Source organism: Amycolatopsis sp. cg5 (assembly GCF_041346955.1).
GTDB lineage: Bacteria > Actinomycetota > Actinomycetes > Mycobacteriales > Pseudonocardiaceae > Amycolatopsis.
On the sequence record NZ_CP166849.1, the window covers coordinates 6023236 to 6049032 of the forward strand.

The 25797-nt window shown below is 67.7% G+C and carries 22 protein-coding genes; 9 read left to right on the forward strand and 13 right to left on the reverse strand.

Annotated elements, in window-relative coordinates:
- Nucleotides 1–20: 20 nt before the first annotated feature.
- From AB5J62_RS26765 to AB5J62_RS26775, 3 genes are read right to left on the reverse strand one after another with little or no spacing between them, the layout of a single operon-like run.
- Nucleotides 21–974: an LLM class F420-dependent oxidoreductase gene (locus tag AB5J62_RS26765; protein WP_370942682.1), complete on the reverse strand. Its 954-nt coding sequence runs from the start codon at nucleotides 972–974 to the stop codon at nucleotides 21–23.
- Nucleotides 971–3070 (reverse strand): prolyl oligopeptidase family serine peptidase, encoded by a 2100-nt coding sequence (locus AB5J62_RS26770; RefSeq protein WP_370942683.1) that lies wholly within the window; start codon nucleotides 3068–3070, stop codon nucleotides 971–973. Before AB5J62_RS26770 ends, AB5J62_RS26765 begins: the two co-directional genes overlap by 4 nt.
- A 21-nt stretch (nucleotides 3071–3091) precedes the next feature.
- Nucleotides 3092–3928, reverse strand: coding sequence for a PPK2 family polyphosphate kinase (locus tag AB5J62_RS26775; protein ID WP_370942684.1), 837 nt, complete (start codon nucleotides 3926–3928; stop codon nucleotides 3092–3094).
- A gap of 149 nt (nucleotides 3929–4077) precedes the next feature.
- Between AB5J62_RS26775 and rocD the strand changes: the two genes are divergently transcribed.
- Nucleotides 4078–5301: an ornithine--oxo-acid transaminase gene (rocD, locus tag AB5J62_RS26780; protein ID WP_370942685.1), complete on the forward strand. Its 1224-nt coding sequence runs from the start codon at nucleotides 4078–4080 to the stop codon at nucleotides 5299–5301.
- Between the two features lie 31 nt (nucleotides 5302–5332).
- Complete coding sequence (locus AB5J62_RS26785) at nucleotides 5333–6697, forward strand: DUF2252 domain-containing protein (RefSeq protein WP_370942686.1); 1365 nt, start codon at nucleotides 5333–5335, stop codon at nucleotides 6695–6697.
- Between the two features lie 8 nt (nucleotides 6698–6705).
- Here the strand turns inward: AB5J62_RS26785 and AB5J62_RS26790 are convergent, their stop codons facing one another.
- The 4 genes from AB5J62_RS26790 to AB5J62_RS26805 form a co-directional block, all read right to left on the reverse strand.
- On the reverse strand, nucleotides 6706–7722 hold the full coding sequence (locus AB5J62_RS26790) for a family 2 encapsulin nanocompartment cargo protein polyprenyl transferase (protein WP_370950349.1): 1017 nt from the start codon (nucleotides 7720–7722) through the stop codon (nucleotides 6706–6708).
- 194 nt (nucleotides 7723–7916) lie between these two features.
- Nucleotides 7917–8813, reverse strand: coding sequence for an NAD(P)/FAD-dependent oxidoreductase (locus tag AB5J62_RS26795; protein WP_370942687.1), 897 nt, complete (start codon nucleotides 8811–8813; stop codon nucleotides 7917–7919).
- Between the two features lie 19 nt (nucleotides 8814–8832).
- Nucleotides 8833–9243: a nucleoside deaminase gene (locus AB5J62_RS26800; RefSeq protein ID WP_370942688.1), complete on the reverse strand. Its 411-nt coding sequence runs from the start codon at nucleotides 9241–9243 to the stop codon at nucleotides 8833–8835.
- The gene (locus AB5J62_RS26805) at nucleotides 9240–10058 is read right to left on the reverse strand and encodes an LLM class flavin-dependent oxidoreductase (protein WP_370942689.1); all 819 of its coding nucleotides are present in this window, start codon (nucleotides 10056–10058) and stop codon (nucleotides 9240–9242) included. Before AB5J62_RS26805 ends, AB5J62_RS26800 begins: the two co-directional genes overlap by 4 nt.
- Nucleotides 10059–10152: 94 nt before the next feature.
- Between AB5J62_RS26805 and AB5J62_RS26810 the strand changes: the two genes are divergently transcribed.
- On the forward strand, nucleotides 10153–10608 hold the full coding sequence (locus tag AB5J62_RS26810; protein WP_370942690.1) for an Lrp/AsnC family transcriptional regulator: 456 nt from the start codon (nucleotides 10153–10155) through the stop codon (nucleotides 10606–10608).
- Here AB5J62_RS26810 and AB5J62_RS26815 read toward each other — a convergent pair.
- Nucleotides 10605–12224, reverse strand: a complete 1620-nt coding sequence (locus AB5J62_RS26815; RefSeq protein WP_370950350.1) for an ABC-F family ATP-binding cassette domain-containing protein — start codon at nucleotides 12222–12224, stop codon at nucleotides 10605–10607. The two genes, AB5J62_RS26810 and AB5J62_RS26815, sit on opposite strands and share 4 nt — an antisense overlap.
- A gap of 95 nt (nucleotides 12225–12319) precedes the next feature.
- Here AB5J62_RS26815 and AB5J62_RS26820 point away from each other — a divergent pair, with 95 nt between their 5' ends.
- Complete coding sequence (locus AB5J62_RS26820; RefSeq protein ID WP_370942691.1) at nucleotides 12320–12949, forward strand: phosphatase PAP2 family protein; 630 nt, start codon at nucleotides 12320–12322, stop codon at nucleotides 12947–12949.
- Here the strand turns inward: AB5J62_RS26820 and zapE are convergent.
- Entirely contained in the window at nucleotides 12849–13883 is a 1035-nt protein-coding gene (gene zapE, locus AB5J62_RS26825) for a cell division protein ZapE (RefSeq protein WP_370942692.1), read from the reverse strand. The two genes, AB5J62_RS26820 and zapE, sit on opposite strands and share 101 nt — an antisense overlap.
- A 34-nt stretch (nucleotides 13884–13917) precedes the next feature.
- On the opposite strand from zapE, the gene AB5J62_RS26830 reads away from it, so the two are divergent.
- From AB5J62_RS26830 to AB5J62_RS26850, 5 genes are all read left to right on the forward strand, one after another.
- Nucleotides 13918–14679, forward strand: a complete 762-nt coding sequence (locus AB5J62_RS26830; protein ID WP_370950351.1) for a pyrimidine reductase family protein — start codon at nucleotides 13918–13920, stop codon at nucleotides 14677–14679.
- An 18-nt stretch (nucleotides 14680–14697) separates the two neighbouring features.
- Nucleotides 14698–15765, forward strand: a complete 1068-nt coding sequence (locus tag AB5J62_RS26835) for an ATP-dependent DNA ligase (protein WP_370942693.1) — start codon at nucleotides 14698–14700, stop codon at nucleotides 15763–15765.
- Between the two features lie 66 nt (nucleotides 15766–15831).
- Nucleotides 15832–17373 carry an alpha/beta hydrolase gene (locus AB5J62_RS26840; RefSeq protein ID WP_370942694.1) on the forward strand — a complete coding sequence of 514 codons (1542 nt, stop codon included), beginning with the start codon at nucleotides 15832–15834 and terminating at the stop codon, nucleotides 17371–17373.
- A gap of 427 nt (nucleotides 17374–17800) precedes the next feature.
- Nucleotides 17801–18094: an ANTAR domain-containing protein gene (locus AB5J62_RS26845; RefSeq protein ID WP_370942695.1), complete on the forward strand. Its 294-nt coding sequence runs from the start codon at nucleotides 17801–17803 to the stop codon at nucleotides 18092–18094.
- A gap of 8 nt (nucleotides 18095–18102) precedes the next feature.
- A complete protein-coding gene (locus AB5J62_RS26850; protein WP_370942696.1) occupies nucleotides 18103–18522 on the forward strand; it encodes a response regulator transcription factor in 420 nt (139 codons plus the stop codon).
- Here the strand turns inward: AB5J62_RS26850 and AB5J62_RS26855 are convergent.
- The 4 genes from AB5J62_RS26855 to AB5J62_RS26870 all read right to left on the reverse strand — a co-directional run bounded on the left by AB5J62_RS26855 (nucleotide 18511) and on the right by AB5J62_RS26870 (nucleotide 25782).
- Nucleotides 18511–22965, reverse strand: coding sequence for a HAMP domain-containing protein (locus AB5J62_RS26855; RefSeq protein WP_370942697.1), 4455 nt, complete (start codon nucleotides 22963–22965; stop codon nucleotides 18511–18513). The two genes, AB5J62_RS26850 and AB5J62_RS26855, sit on opposite strands and share 12 nt — an antisense overlap.
- Nucleotides 22965–23945, reverse strand: a complete 981-nt coding sequence (locus AB5J62_RS26860) for a tol-pal system YbgF family protein (RefSeq protein WP_370942698.1) — start codon at nucleotides 23943–23945, stop codon at nucleotides 22965–22967. The genes AB5J62_RS26855 and AB5J62_RS26860 overlap by 1 nt, the downstream gene beginning before the upstream one ends.
- A 193-nt stretch (nucleotides 23946–24138) precedes the next feature.
- Nucleotides 24139–25167 (reverse strand): PAS domain S-box protein, encoded by a 1029-nt coding sequence (locus AB5J62_RS26865; RefSeq protein ID WP_370942699.1) that lies wholly within the window; start codon nucleotides 25165–25167, stop codon nucleotides 24139–24141.
- Between the two features lie 12 nt (nucleotides 25168–25179).
- On the reverse strand, nucleotides 25180–25782 hold the full coding sequence (locus AB5J62_RS26870) for a response regulator transcription factor (RefSeq protein ID WP_370942700.1): 603 nt from the start codon (nucleotides 25780–25782) through the stop codon (nucleotides 25180–25182).
- Between the last annotated feature and the right edge of the window lie 15 nt (nucleotides 25783–25797).

Here is a 25797-nt window from a genome sequence, read left to right on the forward strand (position 1 = left end):
GCCGGAACCCGCCGACCTGATCAGGCCTTCGGCGCCAGGCCGCGCACCTGCTCGAACGGGTCTTCACCGGTCGGGAGCAGCGCGATGATCGGCGTCGTCAGGCCGTTGTCCACGTAGGCTTGGACTTTCTCGCGGCACTCTTCGACGCTGCCGTGCACGATCAGGTCGTCGACCACCTCGTCGGGGATGACCTGGTTGGCCTTCTGCCGGTCGCCGGCCGCCCACGCCTCGTGCATCGGCGCGAGCGCCTCGCCGCGGCCGAGCCAGTCGTGGAAGGCCGCGTACACCGGAACCGTCAGGTAGCTGCTGATCAACATCCGCCCGAGCCCGCGCGCGGCGGCGGCGTCCGTCGTCGGGCAGACGAAGATGCGGGCGGCGAGCTCGACGTCCGGGCCGATCTCCTCGCGGATCCGGGGCACGTCGGTCGGCGCGAGCCAGTTGGTGATCGCGCCATCGGCCTCCTTCGCGGCGAGGCGCAGCATGCCCGGCCGCAGCGCGGCAAGCATGATCGACGGCGGCGGGTCCGACGGGCGTTCCAGCCGGAACTTGTTGACAGCGAACGTTTCGTAAGTCTCGCTGACCTTTTCGCCCGCCAACGCCGCGCGCAGGAAGCGCAAGGTGTCACGAGAGCGCGCGAACGGCGCATCGAATTCCGCGGCGTTCCAGTTCTTCACGATCACCGGCGAAGAAGCGCCGATACCGAGCACGAAACGCCCCGGCGCGAGTTCAGCGATGGTGGCGGCACTCATCGCGAGCAGGCCGGGACCTCGCGTGTACACCGGCACGATGGCCGTGCCCAGCCGCAGTTGCGGCGCCCACTGCGAGGCCAGCGCCAGCGGGGTGAACGCGTCCACCCCGGCCGTTTCCGCCGACCAGGCGTCGGTGTAGCCCAGATCCGGCAACTGCTCGACCAGCTCGCGGTGCGCGGCCAGCGGCACCCCGGTCAACGGAATGGTGATACCCCAACGCTTCACGCGATGTCCTCCTTGACAGCGGCGAGTTCCCGCTTGATCCACTCGACCTGGGTGCGCATCAGATTCTCGGCGACTTCCTCCGCTTGCGGCGACATGTGCGTCGCGCCGGCGAGCGGCAGGAACACGTGCTGGCGGCCCTTCGCCAGCAACGCCGAGGACAACCTGAGCGCGTGCGCGACGAACACGTTGTCGTCGGCCAGCCCGTGCACGATGAGCAGCGCCCGCTTCAGGTCGTCCGTGATCAGTGAGTTCCGCGCGTAGACGTCGGGGTTGTCCTGCGGGGTGCCGAGATACCGCTCGGTGTAATGCGTGTCGTACAACGCCCAGTCGGTGACCGGGGCACCGGCGACGCCGGCGTGGAAGACGTCCGGCCGGCGCAACACCGCGAGCGCGGACAGGTAGCCCCCGTACGACCAGCCGCGAATCGCAACGCGGCCCAGGTCCAGCGCCGGTTCGATTTCGGCTGCGGCGTGCAGGGCATCGACCTGGTCGGCCAGCGTGATCGACGCGAACTCGCCCGCGATTTCCTTCTCCCACGCCGGGCCTCGGCCCGGCGTGCCGCGGCCGTCGGCGACCAGCACCGCGAAGCCCTGATCGGCCAGCCACTGCGAGGTCAGGAACGCGTTGCGGCTCTGGAGCACCCGCTGGGCGTGCGGACCGCCATATGGGTCGAGCAGAACCGGCAGCTTGCCGTCTTTCTCGCGGTAGCCCGCCGGCATCAGCAACGCGGCGCGCAGGCCACGCTCGCCGAGTGCCAGCCATCGCAGGTTGGGCACGATGCCAGGGTCGACGGCTTCGGAGCTTATCTTGGCGACCGGTTCGCCGTCGGACAGGACGCTGACGGCGGGCCCGCTGTACTCGAGGCTCCAGCTCGCGATGACCGTGAGCGCGGCCGAACCGGCGCCGACGTGCACACCGTCCGTTGTCGACAAACGGCGCACTTTGCCGTTTTCGGTGCGATAGACGTGAATCTGTGTCGAGTCTTCGTCCGAAGCGCTGAACAGCACTTCGGCTCCGACCTGGAGCACGGACCGGACCTGCAGCGACGGCTCGGTGACCGGCTCGCCGTCGATGACCAGCCGGTGGCTGCCGTCCGCCGCGCTCTCCCGCACCAGGCGGCCGTCGGCAGTCCACGCCGGCACGCCTGGCGTGATCTCGACCCAGTTCGAGTCGGTCTCGGTGTGCAGGGTGGTGACCGATCCGTCCGCCGGGTCCGCCGCGAGGATCTCCAGTGTGCGCTGATCCCTGGACTGGACCGTGACCAGAGGCTTCCCGCCTGCCGACCAGTGCACGGCGACGAGGTACTCCCATTCGCCGCGCGCCAGGTCGACGCGGCCGCCGTCCAGGCCGAGGAAAGACAGCGAGACGTCCACATTGGCCGCCCCGGCGGCCGGATACGCGACAACGTTGGCAGCCGCCTGCGGATTGGCCGGGTCCGCGATCGTCCAGCGCGGCACGGCAGTGCGGTCGGAGCGCTCGACGAGCAGGCTCCGGCCGTCCGGCGACCACCAGTAGCCGCGGGCGCGGCCGAGCTCTTCGGCGGCGATGAACTCGGCGAGACCCCACGCGATTTCTTCGCCTTCTTCGTCGACCAGCAGGCGATCTTCGCCCGTTGTGAGGTCGATCACGCGAAGCCGTCGATCGCGCACATACGCGATGTGCGTGCCGGTCGGATTGGGCCGTGGATCGACGACGGAGCTGTCGACGAGGACCTTCACCTCACCGGACGAGAGGTCGAGCGTGTACAGCTTGCCGGACAAGGTGAACGCCGCGACGGTGAACGCGTCGTCGACCGCGTAGCCGACGACCCCGCCGCCGGACTCACGGCTGCGTTCCCGCCTGGCACGCTCCTCCGGAGGCAGGTTTTCTTCACCTGGCAGCAGTTCAGCGGCGTCGACGAGCTTCGATTCGACACCGGACGCCAGATCGAGCGACCACAGGCTGTTGCGCGGGTCGACCCCGGACTCGGCGCGCAGGAACAGCACACGCGAACCGTCCGGGGCGACCTTGAACTCCTTGGGCGCGCCGAGCGTGAACCTCTGGGTGCGAGCCTGCTTGCGGAGGAACGGAAGAGCCTCGAGGGCTGAGTCGGTCACGCCGCGCACTCTCTCAGAAAGTCAGGCGGGTACGCCAACAGTGTCGAGTTTCGCGAGTTCTTCGTCGACAGCAAAGTCAGGTTCGGGGAACTGCGGGTCCATTTCGTCCAAAGTCTCCGCGAGCAGATGGGCGACGAGCCAGTTCCGGTACCACTTGTGGTCGGCGGGCACGATATGCCACGGCGTCGCGCTCGTTTTGGCGAAGATGTCGAGGTAGGCCTTCTGGTAGTCGTCCCACTGGGCACGTGCGTCGAGGTCGGCCGGGTTGTACTTCCACATCTTCTCTGGCGTGACCAGTCTTGCCTTGAGCCGCTTGTACTGCTCCGTAGGCGAGATGTGCAGGAAGACCTTGAGGACGGTGGTGCCGGCGTCGGCGAGTTCCCGCTCGAACGCGTTGATCTCGGCGTAGCGCCTGCGCCGCTCCTCGGCGGTCAGCAGGCCGTGCACGCGCGGTACGAGGATGTCCTCGTAGTGCGAGCGGTCGAACACGCCGAGCTGGCCGGGTTTGGGCAGCTGCCGTCGAATACGCCACAGGTAGTGGTGCCGTCGCTCGGCGGGCGTCGGCTTCTTGAACGCCGTGTAGTGCACGCCCATCGGGTTGACGAGGCCGAGCACATGGCTCACCGTGCCGCCCTTGCCCGAGGTGTCCATACCCTGCAGCACGAGCAGCAGGCTTCTGGCACCGCCGCCGACACCTTCCGCGTAGAGCGCCTCCTGACGCTCGTCCAAGACTCGGCCGGTGGCGAGGAGCTTCTTCTCACCCTTCGCCTTCTTGTCCGGACCGATGGGGAACGCGCCAGGGTCCAGCAGCGGGGTGCCCTTGGTGAACCGCAACGCCTCTCGCACTCGTTTGGCCATCCCGTGAACATAGCCAGTCCTCGCCGGTGACGCGCTTCGAAACTCGTACGCAACAATTCGCCTCACCGGCGCGCAACTGCGCAACGAACGAGTCTTGAAAGCAATGATTCCCGGCTGAAGTCTCCACCTTCAGGCCTTAACCTGATGCAATGACGACGTTCGCCGGACCCACCACCACGTCTGACTACATCGCGCTTGACGACCGCTGGAGCACGCACAACTACCACCCGCTCGGCGTCGTGATCGCCGAGGCCGAGGGCGCTTCGGTCACCGACGTCGACGGCAACAGCTACCTGGACTTCCTCTCCGGATACTCGGCGATGAACTTCGGGCACCGCCATCCGGCGCTGATCGCGGCGGCCAAAGATCAGCTCGATCGGGTGACGCTGACCTCGCGTGCGTTCCACCATGACCAGATGGGTCTGTACTGCCAGGAGCTGGCCGACCTGACCGGCACCGAGATGGTGCTGCCGATGAACTCCGGCGCCGAGGCCGTCGAGTCCGCCGTGAAGGTCGCCCGCAAGTGGGCCTACCAGGTCAAGGGCGTCCCGGACGGCACCGCCGAGATCGTCGTCGCCGGGTCGAACTTCCACGGCCGGACGACCACGATCGTGTCATTCTCGACCGATGAGACCGCGCGGGCGGATTTCGGGCCGTTCACGCCCGGCTTCGTCACCGTGAAGTACGGCGACACCGCAGCGCTGCGTGACGCGATCACCGAACGGACCGCGGCCGTGCTGCTGGAGCCGATCCAGGGCGAAGCCGGCGTCATCGTGCCGCCCGCCGGGTACCTCGCCGAGGCGCGACGGCTGTGCGACGAGGCGGGCGTGCTGCTCATCGCGGACGAGATCCAATCGGGACTCGCGCGGACCGGCAAGCTGCTCGCGCTCGATCACGAAGGCGTGCGCGCGGATCTGTACACGCTGGGCAAGGCGCTCGGCGGCGGGATCATGCCGGTTTCGGCGGTGGTCGGCAGCCGGGCCGTGCTGGGCGTGCTGAAGCCCGGCGAGCACGGCTCGACCTTCGGCGGCAACCCGCTGGCCTGCGCCGTCGGCCGGGCGGTCATCCGGCTGCTCGCGACCGGCGAGTTCCAGGAGCGATCCACGGAACTGGGCGCCTACCTGCACGGACGGCTCGGTGAGCTGGTCGGCAAGGGGCTCGCGGAGGTCCGCGGCCGTGGTCTGTGGGCCGGTGTCGACATCAGCCCCGGCGGGCCGACCGGGCGTGACGCGTCGTTGGCGCTGGCCAAGCTCGGGGTGCTGTGCAAGGAGACACACGACGCGACCCTCCGTGTCGCGCCGCCGCTCGTGATCACCAAAGCCGAACTGGACCGCGGGATCGACGCCATCGCGCAGGTCATCAAGCCGTCGTGAAACTTTGACAGCTCCCGTACGTTGACATCTCGTGGAACCAGGAACATGGGCGGGCCGCGCGCTGCTCGGCTCGGAGGGTGTCGATCCGGAGGAGCTGTTCGACCGGGGGCGCGCGCTGCGTGACGCCACGCCCCCGAAGTCGCACGATCACGACGCGACGGGCCGGGGACGTCCGGACGCGCTGGATTTCGTCGAATCCAGCAACTCCGGGCGGCTGCCCGAGCTGATCGACCTGCGCCTGGAGCGGATGACGGTGTCGCCGTTCGCCTTCTTCCGCGGCGCGGCCGGGCTGATGGCCGCCGACTTGGCGGGCACGCCGTCGAGCGGGCTGAAAGCGCAGCTGTGCGGTGACGCGCATGCGGCGAACTTCGGCCTGTACGGCACGCCGGAGGGCCAGATCGTGATGGACATCAACGACTTCGACGAGACCGTGCCAGGTCCGTGGGAATGGGACTTGAAACGGCTCGCCGCGAGCCTCGTGCTGGCGGGACGGGAAGGCGGCGTCGGCGAGTCGCGGTGCGCCGAGGCCGCCGAAGACGCGGTCAAGTCGTATCGGCGGACCATCCGAGGGCTGGCCGAGCTGCCCTATCTGCGGTCGTGGAACGCGTTGCCGGACGCGTCCGTGCTGAGCAAGGTCAAAGCGCATGATCTGATCGACGATTTCGAGGAAGCCGCCGAGAAGGCCCGCAAGAACACGAGCGCCAAAGTGGCCGCCAAGTGGACGCGGCGCATCGACGACCACACCACCGGGATGAAGCGCAACCGGTTCGTCGAAGATCCGCCGGTGCTGCGCCACGTGGACGACGCCGTCGCCGAGTCGGTGTTCGGCGGTTTGGTCGATTATGTGGACACTTTGCGCTCCTCGCGACGAAACCTGATCGCCAGATATCGAGTGTCCGATGTGGCCTTCCGGGTGGTCGGCACCGGCAGCGTCGGCTTGCGCAGTTATGTCGTCCTGTTGCACGGCAACGAGGACGAAGACCTGGTGCTGCAGGTGAAGGAGGCGCGGCCGTCGGCCTTGGCGCCTTTTCTGGACATTCCCGCGCACACGCACGAGGGCGAGCGGATCGTCGAGGGCGCTCGGCTCGTGCAGGCGGAGACGGACATCCTGCTCGGCTGGACGACGATCGACGGGCGGCCGTTCATCGTGCGGCAGTTCCGGAACCTCAAGGGCGACATCGACCCTTCGGCGCTCAACGCGGGCCATTTGGACGACTACGGCAGGCTGGCAGGCGCGTTGCTCGCTCGCGCGCACACGAGGTCGCTGCACCCGCAGCTGCTCGCCGGGTACTTCGACGAAGACGACGACCTCGACGAGGCGATCGGCCGATTCGCTGTCCGGTACGCCGACCAGACCGAGGCCGACCACGCGAAACTGGTGGCCTCTCGGTCCTAGGACACGCCCTAGCGGTCGCGGCGGGTGACGAGCTCGGCGAGCGCGGCCAGTTCCGTAGCCGCGTGCGGCTCGGGGCCCGCCGCCGACAGGTGATGCATCGCGCGGGCGAGTTGCTGGTCGGCCTGGATCCGGGCCCAGGTCCGGCCGCCGGCGAGGTCGACCAGGTCCGCGGCGAAGGCGAGGTCGTCTTCCGAGAGCAACTCGTCACGGTGGTAGAGCTCGGCCAGCTGACGGCCCGCGGAGGTGCCGGAATTCAGCGCGACCACGACCGGCAGGGATTTCTTGTGCGCGAGAAGGTCTGAGAACACCGGTTTGCCGGTGGTCTCCGGGTCGCCCCAGATGCCCAGCATGTCGTCGACGAGCTGGAAGGCCAGACCGAGCCGTTCGCCGAACTGCCGCAGATGCGAGACCTCGTCCGGCGTCCCGCCGCCGAATTGGGCGCCGATCGCGCAGGCGCACCCGAGCAGCGCACCGGTCTTGCCGTTGGACATCGTCACGCATTCGTGCAGGTCGACGTCGGCGCGGCGTTCGAAGGAAACGTCCGCGCTCTGGCCTTCTTGCAGTTGAAGGACCGCGGCGCCGAGTTCGCGCATCGCGGGCATCGCGACCGGGCCGCCGCCGGTGGCGAGCACGTCGAATGCCAGGGTGAGCAGTGCGTCTCCGGTCAGAATCGCCGGACCGGTGCCGAAAACCGTCCACGCGGTCGGGCGATGGCGTCGCGTTTCGTCGCCGTCGAGTACATCGTCGTGCAGGAGTGAGAAATTGTGCACCAATTCGACGGCGACAGCCGCGGGGATCGCGTCGGCGGCCGCGCCATGGACGGCTTCGGCCGACAGCAGGGCGAGGGTGGGCCGAATCGCCTTGCCCTGGCTGGCTTTCACCGGTGAACCCGAAGCGTCCAGCCAGCCGAAGTGATATCCGGCGACGCGCGTGAAAGATTCGGGCAAACTTCGCACGGCGTCGCGGAGCGCGTCGTCGAATATCGTACGACTCCAGGTCACTATGTCGGTTTCGAGCACGGCGATCCCTTTCGGCGACGAAACATGGTGGCCGAATTTATTGCTTTCGGCGAATACGTGAATTCCTCTCACGTGGTTTTGCTCCGTTTTTCAACATAGCAACCGGGAAAAATCGCGCAATTACCCGAAGGTGTCGGGCCGATCGGTCCGCATGAAGCCAACGCCGGACCAGGCGGCCAGAGGATCAAGGCTTTGGACGGTCAAGCGACGAAAGGATCCGTGATCAGACGCGCGACTTCGTCCGCGCAACCCCAGGACAGGGTGATTCCCGCTCCGCCGTGGCCATAGCAATGGACGACCGCGCCGACGCGCTCGAGCCTGACTTCGGGACGATGCGGCCGGAGACCGACTTTGACGTCGAGCACGCGTGCGCCGGCGAGCGCAGGCACGAGCCGTCGGACGCGCTCGATGATGTCCTGGACCACGTCCGGATCGGGCTCGAGCGTGCGCCGTCCGGGTTCTTTCGTGCCCCCGCAGACCACATGGCCGCCGTGCGGAATGGCGTACGTGGTGGCCGGCGAACGATCGTCCACGATCCACTCGGTGAGGCCCGGGTCGGCGAAATGGACCACCTGGCCGCCGACCGGGGACACGGTGTCGTCGCCCGCGAGTACACCGCCGCCGAGACCAGCGGCGTTGACGATCACATCCGCGGCAAGATCGGTCAGATTCTGCACACGCCGGTACTCCGTGCGTACGCCGGCGGCCACGACCTCACCGGCGAGCCAGCGCAGATAGACCGGTGTGTCGACGAGCGCGGCGGTGAACGTGAGAGTGTCGCCTTCCCAGGTCGTGCCGCCTAGTGTCGAAGCCCAGCCGGGATCGGCGGAACGCGAAGGCAGCATGAGCCTGCCGGGCAGGAACCGGACGCCCGACGCGCCGGATCGCGCCAGTTCGGCGACCGTGTCCCTCGTCCATTTCGCGCACACGGCGAAGGGCTCGGTGCCCCGTGGCGGGAAGATGAGCCCGCCCGCGACCGCGGACGTCGTGTGTTCGGGTTCGTCCGCGGTGACGACGGTGACGTCATGCCCAGCCCGCGCCAGTCGCAAAGCGCAGCTGAGACCGATCACTCCCCCGCCGACCACCGCGACACGCATGGCCCCACTTCAGCACGCGTCAGCTGTAATAGCCATCGACCGGCAGGCGCGCTTCGTCGAACAACGCGGGACCTTCGTGCGGCACGGGCGCGAAACCGCCGCCGGGCTTGAGGTCCATGAGCTGCTCGTTCGACAGCGCGAAGACGACTCGGCCGAGACCCGACCGTTCGATCGCTCCGGTGCACATCCCGCACGGCTGGCAACTCGTGTACATCACCGTGCCGGCGGCGGTCTCCGGGTCGAGTTCGCGAGCGGCCCAGCGGGCGAGTTTCAGCTCGGGGTGGGCGGTGATGTCCGCATCGGTGATCGACGTGTTCTGCTCTTCGACGAGCACGTCGCCCTGCGGCCCGACGAGCAGCGAACCGAACGGCGGGTTCCCGTTCGCGCGGGCCGCCGCGGCGAGTTCGATGGCTCGATGGAGGTGCTTCACTGTGCTTCCTTCCAGTGCGCGGCGACCGTTGCCAAGGCCTGCCAAGCGTTTTCGGTTTCGAGCGTGTTGGCGGGGTCGCCGGTGTAGGTGTCGAGCAGGACCGTTTCGGCGCCGAGCGCACTGATCTGGCGCAGATCGTCGATGACTTGGGCGATCGTGCCCTCACCCGCGATCCGTTCGGTCCCGGTGATGGGCTCTTCGGTCAGGCGCAACGCGATCCTGGGTGCCAGCGCCTCGGGTTTCGTCCGTTCCACGGCCGCGCGAAGCCAGTCGACGGTGCAGTGCAACGGATGCCACACGTCACCGAAGGATTTCGTCCGCTGGATGGCCGCCTCGCTGTTGCCGCCGACCCAGATCGGGATGTCGCCGCCGCGGTAGTCATCTTTGTTCGTCCAGGCCGCGCGGATCTTGCCCAGGTATTCGTCGGTCAATCGACCACGACGTTCGAACGGCACACCGAGCTGGGCGAACTCCTGCTTCGCCCAGCCGACACCGACCCCGAGCACGAACCGGCCACCACTGAGGTCGTTGAGGTTCGCGGCCATCCGGGCTACGAGCAGCGGGTCACGGTAGGGAACGACGAGCACCGTGGTGCCGAGCCGGACGCGGCCGGTGATCCCGGCCAGCCAGGAAAGCGTGGTGAACGGCTCGTAGAACGGCGCCGGATACTCCACGGCGACGTCGTCGGTGATCACCACATGGTCCGACACCATCAGCAGGTCGAACCCCAGTTCCTCCACCGTTTTCGCCCAGCCGCGCAGCACACCGGGGTCGGTGCCCTGCCCGAAGTTGGGTACGTTCACGCCAAGTCGCATAGGCCATAGGCTAGCTACGCACCGCCCTGATCTTGAAGAGAGCGATCACGGCGTTTGGGCATTTTCGCCGTGGATCCCACGGTAGATTCCGCTCATGAGCGAGAGCCTTGACGCGACGGACTGGGCCATCCTGGCCGAAGTCCAGCGAGACGGCCGGATCGCGCTGACCGAACTGGGACGGCGCGTGACTCTCAGCGCGTCCGCGACCACTGAGCGACTTAAGCGGCTTGAAGCGTCAGGGGTCATTACGGGGTATCGCGCCGAGGTGAACCTTGAGAAGGCCGGGTTCCCAGTACTCGCCGTAGTGCGGCTGAAGTACCCAGGCAGCCGGCACCAGCCGTTGCATCGGCTGCTCGAGGAGCGGTCCGAGATTTTGGAATGCCTGCGCACGACCGGCGACGACTGCTACACGCTCAAAGTCACCGCCGGTTCCATGGCGCATCTGGAGAAACTCATCGACGAACTGGCGCAATTCGGCAGCACGACGACCAATGTCGTCTACAGCCAGACATTGCCGTTCCGGGGGCCGCGAGGACCGGTCACCGACTAACGGACGCGCTCCACCCGGCGCAGCGACCAGATCGGTTCGTCTACTTCGGACACCTTGCCGTCGGGTTCGAACGCCAGGAATCGGTCGAAGCTGCGGGCGAACCAGCGATCGTGCGTGACGGCGACGACCGTGCCGGTGAACTCGGCCAGCGCGTCCTGCAGCGCCTCGGCCGAGATGAGGTCGAGGTTGTCGGTCGGCTCGTCGAGCAGAAGCAGCGTCGCGCCCGACAGTTCGAGCAGCAGGACCTGGAAACGGGCCTGCTGGCCACCTGACAGCGACTCGAAGCGTTGTTCGGCCGACGCGGCCAGGCCGTAGCGGCTCAGCACTCCGGTCGCCGCGCCTCGGTCCCGGCCCGCACGCTGGCCTTCACCGGCGCCGAGGATGTCGAGCAGTGTCCTGCCGACCCACTCGGGATGCTGGTGCGTTTGGGCGAACAGGCCCGGCAGCACGCGCGAACCGAGCCGGTAAGCGCCGGTGTGGTTGACCTGATCGCCGGCGAGCAGGCGCAGGAAGTGGCTCTTGCCGGAACCGTTCGAGCCCAGCACGCACACTCGGTCACCGAAGAAGATCTCAGTCGAGAAAGGCTTCATCAGGCCGGTGAGCTCGAGGTTCTCGCAGGTGATCGCCCTGATCGCGGTCCGGCCGCCACGCAGGCGCGGTGCCACCTTTTGCGGTTTCGGCGGCAACGGAGGCGCGCCTTCCTCCTCGAACTTCCGCAACCGGGTCTGCGCTGCCGAGTACCGCGTGGCGAGCGCGTGGCTGACCGCGGCGGCCTGCTGCAGGTTGACGACGAGCTCCTTGAGCTGCTGATGCTTTTCGTCCCAGCGGCGCCGAAGCTCGGCCATCCGGTCGGCACGGGACACCCTGGCGTCGTGCCAGGTGGTGAAACCGCCACTGTGCACCCAGCAGGTTTTGCCTTCCAGCGAAACGATGTGCGTCGCGGCGGCGGCGAGCAGCTCGCGGTCGTGGCTGACCAGGAGGATCGCCTTGTCGCATTCGGCGAGCCGTTCCTCCAGCCAGCGCTTGCCGGGTACATCGAGGTAGTTGTCGGGTTCGTCGAGCACCAGCACTTGCTCGTGGCCACGCAGGAGCGTCTCCAGCACCAAGCGTTTCTGCTCGCCGCCGGACAGAGTGCCGACGTCGCGGAACCGGGCGCGGTCGTAAGGAACGCCGAGCGCGGCGACGGTGACCGTGTCCCAGAGGACCTCGATCTGGTATCCGCCCACCTCGCCCCACGTGGTCAGCGCGTCCGCGTAGCGCATCTGGGTCGGTTCGTCGTCGGTCTCCATCAGCGCGAGCTCGACGTCGTCCAGCTCGGCCGCCGCGGCGCGCAGCGCCGGGGGTGCGACGTCCAGCAGCAGGTCGCGGACGGTCCGGCCGTCGCGGACCGAGCCGATGAACTGCGGCATGACCGCGAGGCCGCCTTGGACGTTGAACGAGCCGCTGAGCGGGGTCAGCTCGCCACCCAATATCCGGAGCAGCGTCGTCTTCCCGGCGCCGTTGTCCCCGACCAGCGCGACGACGTCACCGGCCGAAACCTTGAACGACACGTCGCCGAAGAGCTCTCGGCCGTCGTTGAGCCGGTATGCCAGTGCACTGGCTTCGAGGAAACCCACCGCGAGATCCTCGCCGAAGACGCCGTCGTTGGCGAATGGTTTACCCACGCCCCTCACGTAAGCTCGGCAGCCGAGGAGGGTCCGTGAACCGAAACGTGCTCGTCGCCGGGCTGTGCCTGGTGGCCATGATCGCGCTGGGCGTCACCTTCGCGGGTGACAGCGGGCCCAGCGCCTTCGACGCGGCGATCCGCGGCGTGATCGACCGTGGCCTCGCCGGCGACGAACCGCTGCTGCGGCTGCTGGTGGCTTCGACGCAACCGTACGTGCTGATCCCGCTGATCTTTCTCGCGGCCTTGCTCTGTTTCGTCGAAAAACGACCACGAGATGTCGTGTTCGTTCTGGTGACGACGCCGGTGGCGATCTCCGTCAACAGCTGGGTGCTCAAGCCGGCTTTTGGTCGCCATTACGACGACTGGCTGGCCTACCCGAGCGGGCACACGGTCAGCTTGGTCTCCACGCTGACGGTCCTGGTCGTCATCGCCAGGCCCGGTGTGGCGCGCGGGCTGACCGCCGCGATCAGCGTCGTGCTGGTCGTCGCGGCCGGGATCGGGCTGATCGGCCTCAACTACCACTACGCCACCGATGTCATCGGCGGCGTGCTGTTCGCGTCCGCGTTCGGCCTGCTCAGCGCCCAGGTTTGCCGGCGTCGCGAGCCAGCGCCGTCAACCGGCTCACCGCGCGCAGATATTTCTTCCGATAGCCACCGTTCACCATCTCGTCCGTGAACAGCTCTGGCAGCGGCCTGCCGGACACCACCACGGGGATCGCCCGGTCATAGAGCCGGTCGGCGAACGCGACCAGCCGCAGCGCGACGCTCTGGTCGGGCGCCGGGTGCAGGCCACGCAGGTGGACCCGGGTGACGCCGTCGAGCATCCGCCCGTACCGCGACGGGTGCAGTTCGGCCAAATGCGCACACAACGCGTCGAAATCGTCCAGCGTCGACCCCTCGACGGCGTCGGCCGACGCAGTCAGCTCGTCGTCAGTCACCGGCGGCGGTGCGTCGGGCAGGCCGCGGTGGCGGTAGTCGGGGCCATCGACCCGGACGACCGCGAACCGCTGCGACAGCGACTGGATCTCACGCAGGAAGTCCTCGGCGGCGAAGCGGCCCTCGCCGAGCTTGTCCGGCAGGGTGTTGGACGTCGCGGCGACGAAAACGCCAGCCGAGGTCAGCTCGCGCAGCAACCGGTTCACGAGCATCGTGTCGCCGGGGTCGTCGAGCTCGAATTCGTCGATCGCGAGCACACGATGTTCGGAAAGCCGACGAACGGCTTCGGGGAAACCGAGCGCGCCGACCAGGTGCGTCAGTTCGACGAACGTCCCGTACGCCTTCGGGCCCGGCGCCTGGTGCCAGGTCGAGGCCAGCAAATGCGTCTTGCCGACGCCGAACCCACCGTCGAGGTACATGCCCATCGGGCCGGTGTCCTGGCGCTCGCCACCGAACAGCGCTCGAAGCCGTGACGGCTTCTTGGCCGCGGCGGCGGTGATGCGGTCCGCGAAGGCCGAGCACCGGACGACCGCGTCGGCCTGGCTCGGCTCGTCGGGATTGGGCACGTAGGTGGAGAACCGGACGGTGTCGAAGCGGGGCGGCGGCACCAGCGCCGAGATCAGCTCGTCCGCCCCGAGCTCGGGACGGCGGTCGGTCAGGCGCGCGGGTGGCATGGCTAAGAAGCGTAGCCAGGCGGCCTGTGCTGGGATGAGCACCGTGCACCGTCTGTGGCCGAACCCACCCCGAACCGACCTGACCGACGCCGATCTCGAGGAGCTCTACGGCTACCCGGAAGGGCTCGATCGACCTTGGGTACAGGCCAACTTCGTCAGCTCGGCTGACGGCGCTGTCAGCGTCGACGACGTTTCCGAAGGCTTGTCACACCCCGCGGACAAGCGGATCTTCCTGCTCGGGCGTGACCTGTGCGACGTCGTGCTGGTCGGCGGTGGCACCGTTCGGGCCGAAAACTATCGCGGCGCGCGCACCAGCGGCGAGCGGGCGGAGCGCCGCGCGAAGCACGGTCTCGCGCCGGTGCCGCCCATCGCCGTCGTCACCGGCGGCGCGAATCTCGACCCGGCCGCTCCCCTGTTCACCGACACGCGGGTGCCGCCGATCCTGTTCGTCAGTGAGCGGGCGCCGTCGGACAAAACCACGGCGCTCGCACGAGCGGGCGCCGACATCGTTGTCAGCGGGGAACAGGCCGTCGACGCACGGCAGGTTCTGGCCGAACTCGGACGACGTGGCCTGTTTCGCGTCAACTGCGAGGGCGGGCCGACCCTGTTCGGCGATCTCATCGCCCACGACCTGGTGGATCAGCTCTGCCTGACCGTCGCGCCACTGCTCGCGGGCTCCGGCGCCGGGCGGATCGTCTCCGGTTTGCCGTCGGACTCGCCGCGCCGGATGGATCTCGCGTCGATTTTGCTCGAAGACGGCTTCACCATGCATCGCTACCGGCGGATCAGGGACTGAACAGGCAGAATGGCGCGCATGCCGTTGCCGCTGAACCCACCGTTCAAGCCGATGCTCGCCAAGCCCGCCAAGGCCATCCCCGACTCGGGCGAGCTGCTGTTCGAGCCGAAATGGGACGGTTTCCGCTGCCTGGTGTTCCGTGACGGCGACGAGCTGACGCTCCAGTCGCGGGCGGGCAAACCGCTCAACCGCTACTTCCCCGAGATGGTCGAGCAGCTCAAGGCGACCTTGCCGGAGCGGATCGTGCTCGACGGCGAGCTCGTGGTGGCCAGGGACGGCAAGCTCGACTTCGACGCGCTGACCGAGCGGGTGCACCCGGCCGCCAGCCGTGTGAAACTGCTGGCCGAGACGAGCCCGTCGGCTTTCGTCGCGTTCGACCTGCTGGCGCTCGGCGACGAGTCGCTGATCGAGCAGCCGACGTCGGCGCGGCGCGAGCGGCTGGAAAAGATCGACGGGCTGAACATCACCCCGGCGACGACCGACGCGGACACCGCGCGACACTGGTTCGAGCTGTTCGAAGGCGCCGGGCTGGACGGTGTGATCGGCAAGCCTCTCGACGCGCCGTACGAGGAGAACAAGCGCGTAATGTTCAAGTACAAGCACTCGCGGACCGCCGACTGTGTGCTCGCCGGTCTGCGATGGCACGTCGACGGCGAGCCGGGCGAGATGATCGGGTCCTTCCTGCTCGGCCTGTACGACGAGAACGGCGTGCTGCATCACGTCGGCGTCGTCGGCTCGTTTCCGGTCGCCCGTCGTCGCGAACTGGCCCAGGAGCTGTCGCCGCTCATCACCGAAGCCGAGCACCCGTGGATCGACGGACTGGTCGAACACCAGCGGCTGCCCGGCGGGATCACCCGCTGGCGGGCGACCGAGCACGCCTGGGTGCCGGTCCGGATCGAACGTGTCGTCGAGGTCGGCTACGAGCACACTGAGGGCGGATATCCGTCCCGATTCCGGCACACCGCGCAGTTCAAGCGCTGGCGGCCGGACCGCGAGCCGTCGTCGTGCACGTACACCCAGCTCGACGAACCAGCACGGTACGACCTGGACGCGGTGTTCCAGGGCGAGGTCAAGCGCACCCGCTAACCCCGGTCCCACACCGATCATGCGAAGCTCACCTCACCCTGCAGGCAGATAGTGAGGAACGTGCCCGTGCGCCGCCCGGCAACTTCGCGAAAACTACTGGCGGCGACGCTGGTGACGGTCACGCTCGCGGGGTGCACGGCCGGGCCGTCGACCAGGCCGGAAGTGATCTCGAACGACGGACCGGCCACGCCGGAGTCCGCCGGGAACAAGCCGGGTATCCCGCTGCCGCCGCTGGAAGAGCCCAAGTCGCCCACGATCAAGTGGACCGACTGCGACGACGAGACGCGCGCGAGGCTCGATCAGCCGGCGGCGCTCGGCGACCTCAAGCTGAGCTGTGCGCGTGTGGCGACCACGCTGGACGCGCCCGATCTGCCGAACCGGGGACTCAGCCGGATGTCGGTGCTCAAGGTCGGCACCGGGTCGATCCCGCTGGTCGTGGTCAACGACATCGACGGGGATCCCGGTACGCTTTTCGCCGCGAAACTGGCGAAAACGGTACCCCCGGAGCTCCTGACGAAGTTTTCGCTGATCGGCGTCGACCGGCGCGGCAGCGGGCAGTCCGCGCCGGCGCAGTGCATTCCCGGCAACGTGCGCAACGACCTGCTCGACCAGGACCCCGCGGCCGAGTCCGCGATCGAGGCCGTGCTCGACGCGGCGCGCAAGGCCGGCCAGCAGTGCGCGATCGAACTCGACACGAACCAGACGGCGCTCGACAGCTGGCGTACCGCGGGTGACCTCGATCAGCTGCGCGAAGAACTCGGCATGAGCAAGCTGAACGCGCTCGGGCACGGTGAGGGCTCGCGGGTGCTGTCCGGCTACGCCGTCCGTTTCCCGTCGACGACCGGCCGGATCGTGCTCGACGGCGCGCCGGATCCCGGTCCCGACACCGCGGCCACGCTCGACACCGTCGCGGCGGGCTTGCAGTCCACAGTGGACGGTTTCGGGCAGGACTGCGCGCTTCGCAAGTGCGCGCTCGGCGACGCGTCGGCCGTTTTGAAGTCGGTCGTCGAGAAACTTCGGACGAGCCCTTCCCCCGACGCGGGCGCCGGTATCGCCCTCTATGCGATTTCGGCCGGTCTCGCGCAGCGTGCGCGCTGGCCCGAACTCGCCGACGCTCTCGGCGCGGCGAACGCCGGCGACGTGTCCAAACTGACCGCGTTCGTCGAGCCGCTGCTGAGCGACACGCGCGTGCGGCCGTCTCGTCTCGACGGCGCGCTCGCGACGAAGTGCAACGACAGCGCGACTCGTCTCCCCACCGACCAGATCCAGAAGTTCGCCCAGACGATGCGCACGAAGTATCCGCTGTTCGGCGGACTCGTCGCTCAGCAACTGGCGTGGTGCAGCCCTTGGCCGGTTCGCCGTGAACCGCTGCCGCCTGCGGGCACGCCCAACGTCCCGCCGATTTTGGTCGTCACGACCGCCAATGACCCGGTCACCCCGCTGGCGGGCACGACGAAGGCGGCCGACCAGTTCCCCACTTCGGTTCGCATCGGATGGCAGGGCACCGGTCACGGCGCTTTCACTTTCTCGCCCTGTGTGACCGACGCAGCTCGCGCCTTCTTTACCGACGGGAAGATCCCCGCCAACGGCACCCTCTGCCCGAGCTAGCGTCACCGTGGCGAAAAGTCGCCCAAATCCGGGCGGCGGGCGGCACAGGCATCGGTCCAGTCACCAGGCATCGCTCTTTGGTCGGCGATCTGACGAAAGCCGTCCAAGCCCGAGCACCCCACGGCTCTGTCCGTTGCGGCGCCGACCATGGCCTGAGATATTTTCGTCGGCAACCACGCGAAACCGGACCACGCCCGCTTCTGCCGTGGCTCAGCCGGACAGGCTTGAGCCATTTGGTCCATGGACGAACGAAAACTGCAACGGCTGCAGCATGCTCTAAGTCTTCAGGCCGCTTAACAAGCCGTCTTAAGCTGCTCCAAGGCTTCCTGGGCCAGCGCGCATTTAGAGCACACAGTCCCACCGAAGTCGGGACGTTGGATACTTTCGCGACGACGGAAAGTACTGTCACGATCACGTCATGCATGCCATGACTTCGCGCCCCCCGTCGCCTGGCACGCCGGATACCGCGAGTGAGACGGCCACGTTGCGGTCTCGTCTGCGGCACTACCGGCGGCGCGCCGAACAGCTGCAGCGGGCGCTGGATCGCCGGTTGCCGATCGAACAGGCGAAAGGGATTCTCGCCGAGCGGCATCAGATCGGCGTGGACGAGGCGTTCGTCCTGCTGCGGGCGTTCTGCCGGAACCACAACCGGAAGATCGACGAGGTGGCGCAGGCGCTGGTGGATCAGCGGCTGCAGATTTCCCGGCACGTCACGTGCTGAGCAGCGCGATGTCCCCGCTGGGGCTGGCGGCAGGCGAGAACGGGACGCCGCGGCGTTTGCGGGTGCTGGTCGCCGACGACAATCCGATCATCGGCGCGGCGCTGCAGGTGCTGCTGGAGACCGAACCGGACATCGACGTGGTCGGGATCGCGGCCGACGTCGACGAGGCGATCGTGCTGGCCGAGCGGTTGTGCCCGGCGATCGCGATCCTGGATGTGCGGATCCCTGGCGGTGGCGGCGTGCGGATGGCCCGTGAGCTGCCACGGCGGGTGCCGGGGATCCGGCTGATGGCGTTCTCGGCGCACGGGGACACGCGGTCGATCGCGCAGATGGCGTCGGCCGGGGTCACCGAATATCTGGTCAAGGGGATCGCGAACACGGAGATCATCGCCGCTGTCCGACGGCTCAGCGGGCCGTCAAGTATCTAGCCAGCGCTCCATGCAGGCCAGCAGCTCGTCCGCGTCGACGGGTTTGGTCACGTAGTCGCTCGCGCCGGCGGCGAGGCTCTTCTCCCGGTCGCCTTCCATCGCTTTGGCGGTGACGGCGATGATCGGCAGGTCCGCGAAGCGGGGCATCTCGCGGATCGCGGCCGTGGTCGCGTAGCCGTCCATTTCCGGCATCATCACGTCCATCAGGATCAGGTCGACGTTTTTGTCGGACAGCAGTGCTTCAATACCTTTACGACCGTTCGGCGCGTGCACGACCGACAGACCGTTCAGCTCCAGCATTCCGGAGATGGCGAAGACATTGCGCGCGTCGTCGTCGATGAGCAGGACTTTGCGACCCCGCAGCCGGTGGGGCTTCGCATCGGCATGCTCCGGGGCCGCTGGCTCCGGAGTGGTTTCCGGTTGCCGTATGAGCGGCAAGATTCCGTCCAGCTCCGCGGCGGAGAGGTGCAGCATGATGTGCTCACGCAAGGCGTCCAGTGACGACAGCAGCTCGACTGGGTGAACACGCACGTGGGCCTGCAGCAGCCGGTCCTGTGCGGAGCTGAGCTGACGGCTGGCGTGTGCCAGCACGGGCACGGCGATCGGCTCGGCGCCTTCGGTCAGGCGCTTGAGAAAGGTGAGCGCGGTGGTGCCCGGCATGCTGGTGTCGAGCACGATGCACCGGAACGGGTGCACCGCGAGCGCGTCGATGGCCTCGGCGGGCGCGGAAACGGACTCGACCTGGACGGGGCCGTGCGTGTCGGAGAGGTCGGCGGCGACGCCGCGGTCGAGCAGGGTGAGCAGGCTGTTCGTCTCGCCTTCGACCACGAGCACCCGGCGTGCGCCGTCGGGTGACGCGGCGGGGGCTCGCTCCGGGCCGGTGTCGTCGAGGATGGCGGTGAAACGGGAGACAGGGAGGTAAAGCGTGAACGTACTGCCGCGGCCGAGCTGGCTTTCGGCGCGGATTTCGCCACTCAGGAGGTAGGCGACCTCCCTGCTGATCGAAAGGCCGAGACCGGTGCCGCCGTATTTTCGGCTGGTGGTGCCGTCGGCTTGCTGGAAGGCGCCGAAGATCGAGTCGAGGTTCTCCTCGGCGATGCCGATACCGGTGTCGGTGACGCTGAACGCGACCAGAGGCTCGAGGGCGGACGGCGAGACGACTGTGTCGACCATTTCGACGTTGAGTTCCACACTCCCCTGTTCGGTGAACTTGACCGCGTTGGACAGCAGGTTGCGCAGCACTTGCCGGAGTCGTTGTTCGTCGGTGAACAACAGCTCGGGCACGCCGTGGCCGACTCTCACCTGGAAGTCGAGGCCTTTTTCGGCGGTGAGCGGACGAAAAGTCGTGCGCACGTAGTCGAGCAGCTGCCGCAGCGGGAACGGCTCGTGGTGGATGTCCATCTTGCCGGCCTCGACCTTGGACAGGTCGAGGATGTCGTTGATCAGCTGCAGCAGGTCCGTGCCCGCCGACTGGATGACCTTGGCGAACTCGACCTGTTTCGTTGTCAGGTTCTGCGTCGAATTTTGGGCCAGCACACCGGCGAGGATGAGCAGGCTGGTGAGCGGGGTGCGCAATTCGTGGGACATGTTGGCCAGGAACTCGGACTTGTACTTGGACGCGAGCGCCAGTTGCTGGGCGCGTTCCTCGATCTCCTGCCTGGCCTGCTCGATCTCGGAGTTCTTGACCTCGATGTCACGGTTCTGCCTGGCCAGCAGCTCGGCCTTCTCCTCGAGCTCGGCGTTGGATCGCTGGAGTTTCGCTTGCTGTGCCTGCAATTCCTCCGATCTGGCCTGCAGCTCGGCCGCGAGGCGCTGCGACTCGTCGAGCAGCGCGTCGGTGCGCGCGTTGGCGATGATCGTGTTGACGTTGACGCCGATCGTCTCCATCAGCTGCTCGAGGAAGTCGCGCTGCACCACGGTGAACCGGGTGAACGACGCCAGCTCGATGACGCCGAGCACCTGGTCTTCGAACACGGTCGGCAGGACGATGAGGTTGACCGGCGCCGCCGAGCCGAGGCTGGACGAGATCTTGACGTAGCCGGGCGGTGTCTGGTCGACGACGATCGGCTTCTTCGTGAGCGCGGCCTGACCGACCAGTGACTGCCCGAGCGGGAACTCGCGAGGGATGTCGCCGTCTTCGCTGAGGCCGTAGCTGGCGATCAAGCGCAGCCTGGTCCGGATTTCGCCGGATTCGGTGAGAAAGAAGGTGCCATGCTGGGCGCCGACGAGCGGGGCGAGTTCGTTCATGATCAGCGCGGCGACCACGCGCAGGTCGCGGTGGCCTTGGATGAGCCGCGAGATGCGCGCGAGGTTGGTGTTGAGCCAGTCCTGCTCTTCGTTGGCGCGGGTGGTCTCGCGCAGCGACTGGACCATCGCGGTGATGTTGTCCTTGAGCTCGGCGACCTCGCCCTGCGCTTCGACGGAAATCGAGCGGGTGAGGTCGCCGGTCGCCACCGCGCTGGTCACTTCGGCGATCGCGCGGACCTGCCTGGTGAGGTTTCCGGCGAGTTCGTTGACGTTTTCGGTGAGCCGTTTCCAGGTGCCGGACACGCCTTCGACCTCGGCCTGGCCGCCCAGGCGGCCTTCGCTGCCGACCTCGCGCGCCACGCGTGTCACTTCCGCGGCGAACGCGGACAGCTGGTCGACCATGGTGTTGATCGTGGTCTTCAGTTCGAGGATCTCGCCGCGCGCGTCGACATCGATCTTGCGCGAAAGGTCGCCTTGCGCGACCGCGGTGGTCACCTGCGCGATGTTGCGGACCTGGCTGGTCAGGTTGTTGGCCATGGAATTGACATTGTCGGTGAGGTTCTTCCAGGTTCCCGCCACGTTCGGCACCCGCGCCTGGCCGCCGAGGATGCCTTCGGTGCCGACCTCGCGCGCCACCCTGGTCACTTCGTCGGCGAACGCCGACAGCGTGTCGACCATGGTGTTGATCGTCTGGGCCAGCGCGGCGACCTCGCCTTTGGCCTCCACTGTGATCTTTTGCGACAGATCGCCGCGGGCGACCGCCGTGGCGACCTGGGCGATCGACCGGACCTGGTCGGTCAGTTTGTCGGCCATGACGTTCACCGACTCGGTCAAGCCCTTCCACGTACCCGACACGCCTTTGACATCGGCCTGACCACCGAGTCGGCCTTCGGTGCCGACCTCGCGCGCCACTCTCGTCACTTCGTCGGCGAAAGACGAGAGCTGGCCGACCATCGTGTTGATCGTGTCTTTCAGCTCCAAAATCTCGCCACGGGCGTCGACTCGGATCTTCTGCGACAGGTCCCCGAGTGCGACGGCGGTCGTCACCTGGGCGATGGACCGGACTTGATCGGTCAGATTGTCGGCCATGACGTTCACCGACTCAGTCAGGCCTTTCCAGGTACCCGACACACCCTTGACGTCAGCCTGACCACCGAGCCTGCCTTCGGTGCCGACCTCCCGCGCCACTCTCGTCACTTCGTCGGCGAAAGACGACAACTGGTCGACCATCGTGTTGATCGTGTTCTTGAGCTCCAAAATCTCACCGCGCGCGTCGACCGTGATCTTCTGGGTCAGGTCGCCTTTCGCGACCGCGGTGGCCACCTGTGCGATCGAGCGAACCTGGGCCGTCAGATTTCCGGCCATGAAATTCACCGACGTCGTCAGATCACGCCACGTGCCGGCGACTCCGGGCACTTGGGCTTGCCCGCCGAGTGCTCCTTCCGTACCGACCTCGCGTGCCACCCTGGTCACTTCGTCGGCGAAAGACGACAACTGGTCGACCATCGTGTTGATCGTGTTCTTGAGCTCCAAAATCTCGCCACGCGCGTCGACCGTGATCTTCTGCGAAAGGTCACCTTTGGCCACGGCGGTCGTCACCTCGGCGATGGAACGGACCTGATCCGTCAGATTTCCGGCCATGAAGTTCACCGACGTCGTCAGATCACGCCAGGTGCCGGCCACCCCCGGCACTTCCGCCTGACCGCCGAGCCTGCCTTCGCTGCCGACCTCGCGCGCCACGCGCGTCACCTCGTCGGCGAAAGACGACAACTGGTCGACCATCGTGTTGATCGTGTTCTTCAGCTCCAGCATCTCCCCCTTCACGTCGACGGTGATCTTCTGCGAAAGGTCGCCCTGCGCGACCGCCGTCGCCACTTCGGCGATGTCGCGCACCTGGCCGGTCAGGTTGCCCGCCATGGCGTTGACCGAGTCGGTGAGGTCCTTCCAGGTCCCGGACACCGACGGCACCGAGGCCTGGCCGCCGAGCTTTCCGTCGGTGCCGACCTCGCGCGCGACCCGGGTGACCTCCGAGGTGAACAAGGCGAGCTGATCGACCATGCCGTTGAACACCACGGCCATCTCGTCCATCAGCAGGTCGTCCACCTGGGGCAGCCTGGTGCTGAAGTCGCCGTCTCGAACGGCTTTCAGGCCTTCGAGCAGCCGTTGCAGGCCTTCGTCGTTGAGCGCCCCCGCCATCAGGCGGCTACCGAACGGAACGCCGTGATGCGCTCAGCCAGCGCACGAGCATCCGCGTTGTCGCCACGGTGATCCGCGGCTTTCTTAAGCGGCGTAAGGCGATCCATGAACCGCGAAGACTTAAGAGTCAGAGCCTCGGCCAGCGCGTCGTCGGCCACCGCCGCAGCTTGGTCGACGTCGCCTTCGAGCAGATGACTTGTCGCCAGCATGACCAAACAGAACGACTTGCTGCGCGCCATGTTGCAGCCGTAGCTCTTGATCACCTTGGTCAGCTCGGTGATCGCCGCCGACGCGTACGACGAATCCAGCGCCACGGCGAGTTCGGTGTGCACGGTGCCCGCCATCGCGGTGAGGTCGGTTTCGCCGAAGAACCGCGCCCACACCGGCGCGACGGCGTCCTCGGACCGTTCGAACGCGTCGGTGGCCCTGCCGAGCGAGGCCAGCGCGAGATCACGGTCGCCCAGCTTGGCGTACGCCCACGCCTCGTTCGCGCACAGCACGCTCAGCATCAGCATCGAGCCGCCGTGCTCGGCGGCCCGCTCACCGAGCCGGAACATCTCCAGCGCGTCGATCGGGGCGCCGTGATGCAGGAAGACCCGGCCCTTGCGGTACAGGATGTTCGACGCCAGCACCTCGTCACCACCCGCCTTGGCGAGCCGCAGCGCGCGGTCGAACCTGGCGTGCGCGGCGTCGGACTGGCCGGCGTCGAACGACGTCCAGCCCGCGACGCTGGTGAGATCGGCGAGCGCGACGCACAGCCGTTCGCGCACCGTGTCGCTGCAATCGGCCTCCAGCATGCGATACCCCCAGGAGAGCTGGGCCGCCACGGCTTCCGAGCACCAGCCGCCGCCGTACCGGTAGTCCAGCGCGCGGAACGTCTTGGTCTCGTTCTCGACTTTGCGGACCTCGTTGCGTCCGATGCGCCCACGCCCGGCCACCGGCCAGACGGCACTGCGACGGGAATTACCGGCCTCGGGCATGACGCCCTCCCTGATCCTGTGCCACCAGGGTCCGGAGTGGGCTGGGCCTGCCTTTTTCACCGTCCCGGAAACCCTCGTGGGATTCCCGGTCATGGCGCTTCGCCGGGACTGTCCTGGGGCAGCGGCCGACGCTGGAAGAATTATCCTGCGCGAGTCCGTGGTCGCGGGTTTCGTTTACTCAACGATTGAGTCGTCAGTCGTTTTCCCACGCCGAGCCGGGAACCCAGAATTCCACGGTGGTGCCTTCACCTGATCGGCCCTCGACATTCAGCCAGCCTCGCAAGGCTTCGGCCCGTTCGCGCATCGCGATCATGCCGATATGCTCGCCACGCACGGCGCGTACCGCGGCCGCGATGCCGATCCCATCATCGGATATCCGCACCAGCAGACCATTCCGCTGTTCGGTGAGCGTCACCTCGACGCTGCCGGCGCGCGCGTGCTTGTGCACGTTCACCAATGCCTCCTGCGCTATCCGGAACACGTTCACCACCACTTCCGGTGACGGTTCCGCGGTGAGTTCGTGCCGCAGGGTGTAAGCCAATCCCCAGCCGGTCACGACCTCTTCCAGATAACCGCGCAGTGAGGCGACCAAATCACCGCCGTCGAGCGTCGGCGGCCGCAGGTGGGCGACGAGCACACGCAGCCGCCGCACGGCGGCCTGGATCGAAGCGTCGAGTTCGAGCAGCTCCTGCCTGGCGGCCTCCGGCTGCCGCCCGATGAGCACCTGCAGCCGCATGCTGGCCGCGATCATCGCCTGGATCGAATCGTCGTGCACGTCCCAGGCGATCCGCCGCCGCTCGGTCTCCTGCGCGCGCACGAGGTGCGCGAACGTCCGCCGCCGATCGGCGTGCCCGTCGGCGTCCGCCTGCGCGCTCAGATCGCGCACGACCTTGCCGAACCCGAGCAGCCCGCCGTCCTCGTCACGCAGTGGCGTGGTGACGACGTGCGCCCAGAACCGTTCGCCGCCGCGCCGCACCCGCCAGCCTTCGACGACGTGGCGGCCGTCGGCCGAAGCCATGGCGAGGTCGGCCTCGGGGCGTCCCTCGGCCACCGCGTCCGGCGGGTAGAAACGGGAGATGTGCTCGCCGATGATCTCGTCGGCGCGGTAGCCGGTGATCCGCTCGGCGCCGGGATTCCAGCCGGTGACGCACCCGTCGACGTCGACCATGAAGATCGCGTACTCGACGACGCCCTGCGCGAGCAGCCGGAACTCGTCAGTCATGCGCGGCCCCGTCTAGTCGATCAGCCCGGTCCGCCGCGCGTAGGCGACGGCTTCCAGCCGCGAACGCGCACCGGTTTTGGCCAGAATCCGGTCGATGTGGTCCCGGACGGCGGTCCTGGCCAGGCTCAGCTCGCCGGCGATGCGCTCGGTGCCCGCGCCAGCCGCGATGAGCGACAGGACTTCACGTTCCCTGGCGGTCAGGCCGGAAGGAAGCAGCTCGCGGTCGATGACGATCCCGCCCGCCGCCACCGCCCCGATCGCGGCGGCGAGATCTTCGATCATGCCGGATTTCAGCACCAGGCCCGCGCCGCCGGCGTCGAGGAGCCTGGCCGTGATCTTGGGGTTCGCGTCGCCGGTGAGCACCAGCACCCGCGCGGGCGCGAACCGCCCGATGGCCTCGATCGCGTCGCCGTCCGGGAGTCTGCGGTCGAGCAGCACGACCTGTGGTCTCAGCCGATCAGCCGCGGCGACACCGGTTTCCAGCGAGTTCGCCCGCTCGACCAGCTCGATCTCGGGGAACGCCGCCAGCGCCAGGCGCAGCGCCTCGGCGACCATGTCGTGATCTTCGACCAAGAGCACGCGGACGGCGTCCGCTCGGTCGTCTGCTGTCGCCATCCGGGTCATCTCCAT

What these genes read in the sequence shown, in the direction of transcription:
- AB5J62_RS26860 (WP_370942698.1), bottom strand. Translation starts at nt 23,945, where the DNA reads ATGCCCGAGGCCGGTAATTCCCGTCGCAGTGCCGTCTGGCCGGTGGCC.
- zapE (WP_370942692.1), bottom strand. Translation starts at nt 13,883, where the DNA reads ATGCCACCCGCGCGCCTGACCGACCGCCGTCCCGAGCTCGGGGCGGAC.
- AB5J62_RS26805 (WP_370942689.1), bottom strand. Translation starts at nt 10,058, where the DNA reads ATGCGACTTGGCGTGAACGTACCCAACTTCGGGCAGGGCACCGACCCC.
- AB5J62_RS26850 (WP_370942696.1), top strand. Translation starts at nt 18,103, where the DNA reads ATGTCCCCGCTGGGGCTGGCGGCAGGCGAGAACGGGACGCCGCGGCGT.
- AB5J62_RS26835 (WP_370942693.1), top strand. Translation starts at nt 14,698, where the DNA reads ATGCCGTTGCCGCTGAACCCACCGTTCAAGCCGATGCTCGCCAAGCCC.
- AB5J62_RS26795 (WP_370942687.1), bottom strand. Translation starts at nt 8,813, where the DNA reads ATGCGTGTCGCGGTGGTCGGCGGGGGAGTGATCGGTCTCAGCTGCGCT.
- AB5J62_RS26865 (WP_370942699.1), bottom strand. Translation starts at nt 25,167, where the DNA reads ATGACTGACGAGTTCCGGCTGCTCGCGCAGGGCGTCGTCGAGTACGCG.
- AB5J62_RS26775 (WP_370942684.1), bottom strand. Translation starts at nt 3,928, where the DNA reads ATGGCCAAACGAGTGCGAGAGGCGTTGCGGTTCACCAAGGGCACCCCG.
- AB5J62_RS26810 (WP_370942690.1), top strand. Translation starts at nt 10,153, where the DNA reads ATGAGCGAGAGCCTTGACGCGACGGACTGGGCCATCCTGGCCGAAGTC.
- AB5J62_RS26830 (WP_370950351.1), top strand. Translation starts at nt 13,918, where the DNA reads ATGAGCACCGTGCACCGTCTGTGGCCGAACCCACCCCGAACCGACCTG.
- rocD (WP_370942685.1), top strand. Translation starts at nt 4,078, where the DNA reads ATGACGACGTTCGCCGGACCCACCACCACGTCTGACTACATCGCGCTT.
- AB5J62_RS26870 (WP_370942700.1), bottom strand. Translation starts at nt 25,782, where the DNA reads ATGGCGACAGCAGACGACCGAGCGGACGCCGTCCGCGTGCTCTTGGTC.
- AB5J62_RS26855 (WP_370942697.1), bottom strand. Translation starts at nt 22,965, where the DNA reads ATGGCGGGGGCGCTCAACGACGAAGGCCTGCAACGGCTGCTCGAAGGC.
- AB5J62_RS26845 (WP_370942695.1), top strand. Translation starts at nt 17,801, where the DNA reads ATGACTTCGCGCCCCCCGTCGCCTGGCACGCCGGATACCGCGAGTGAG.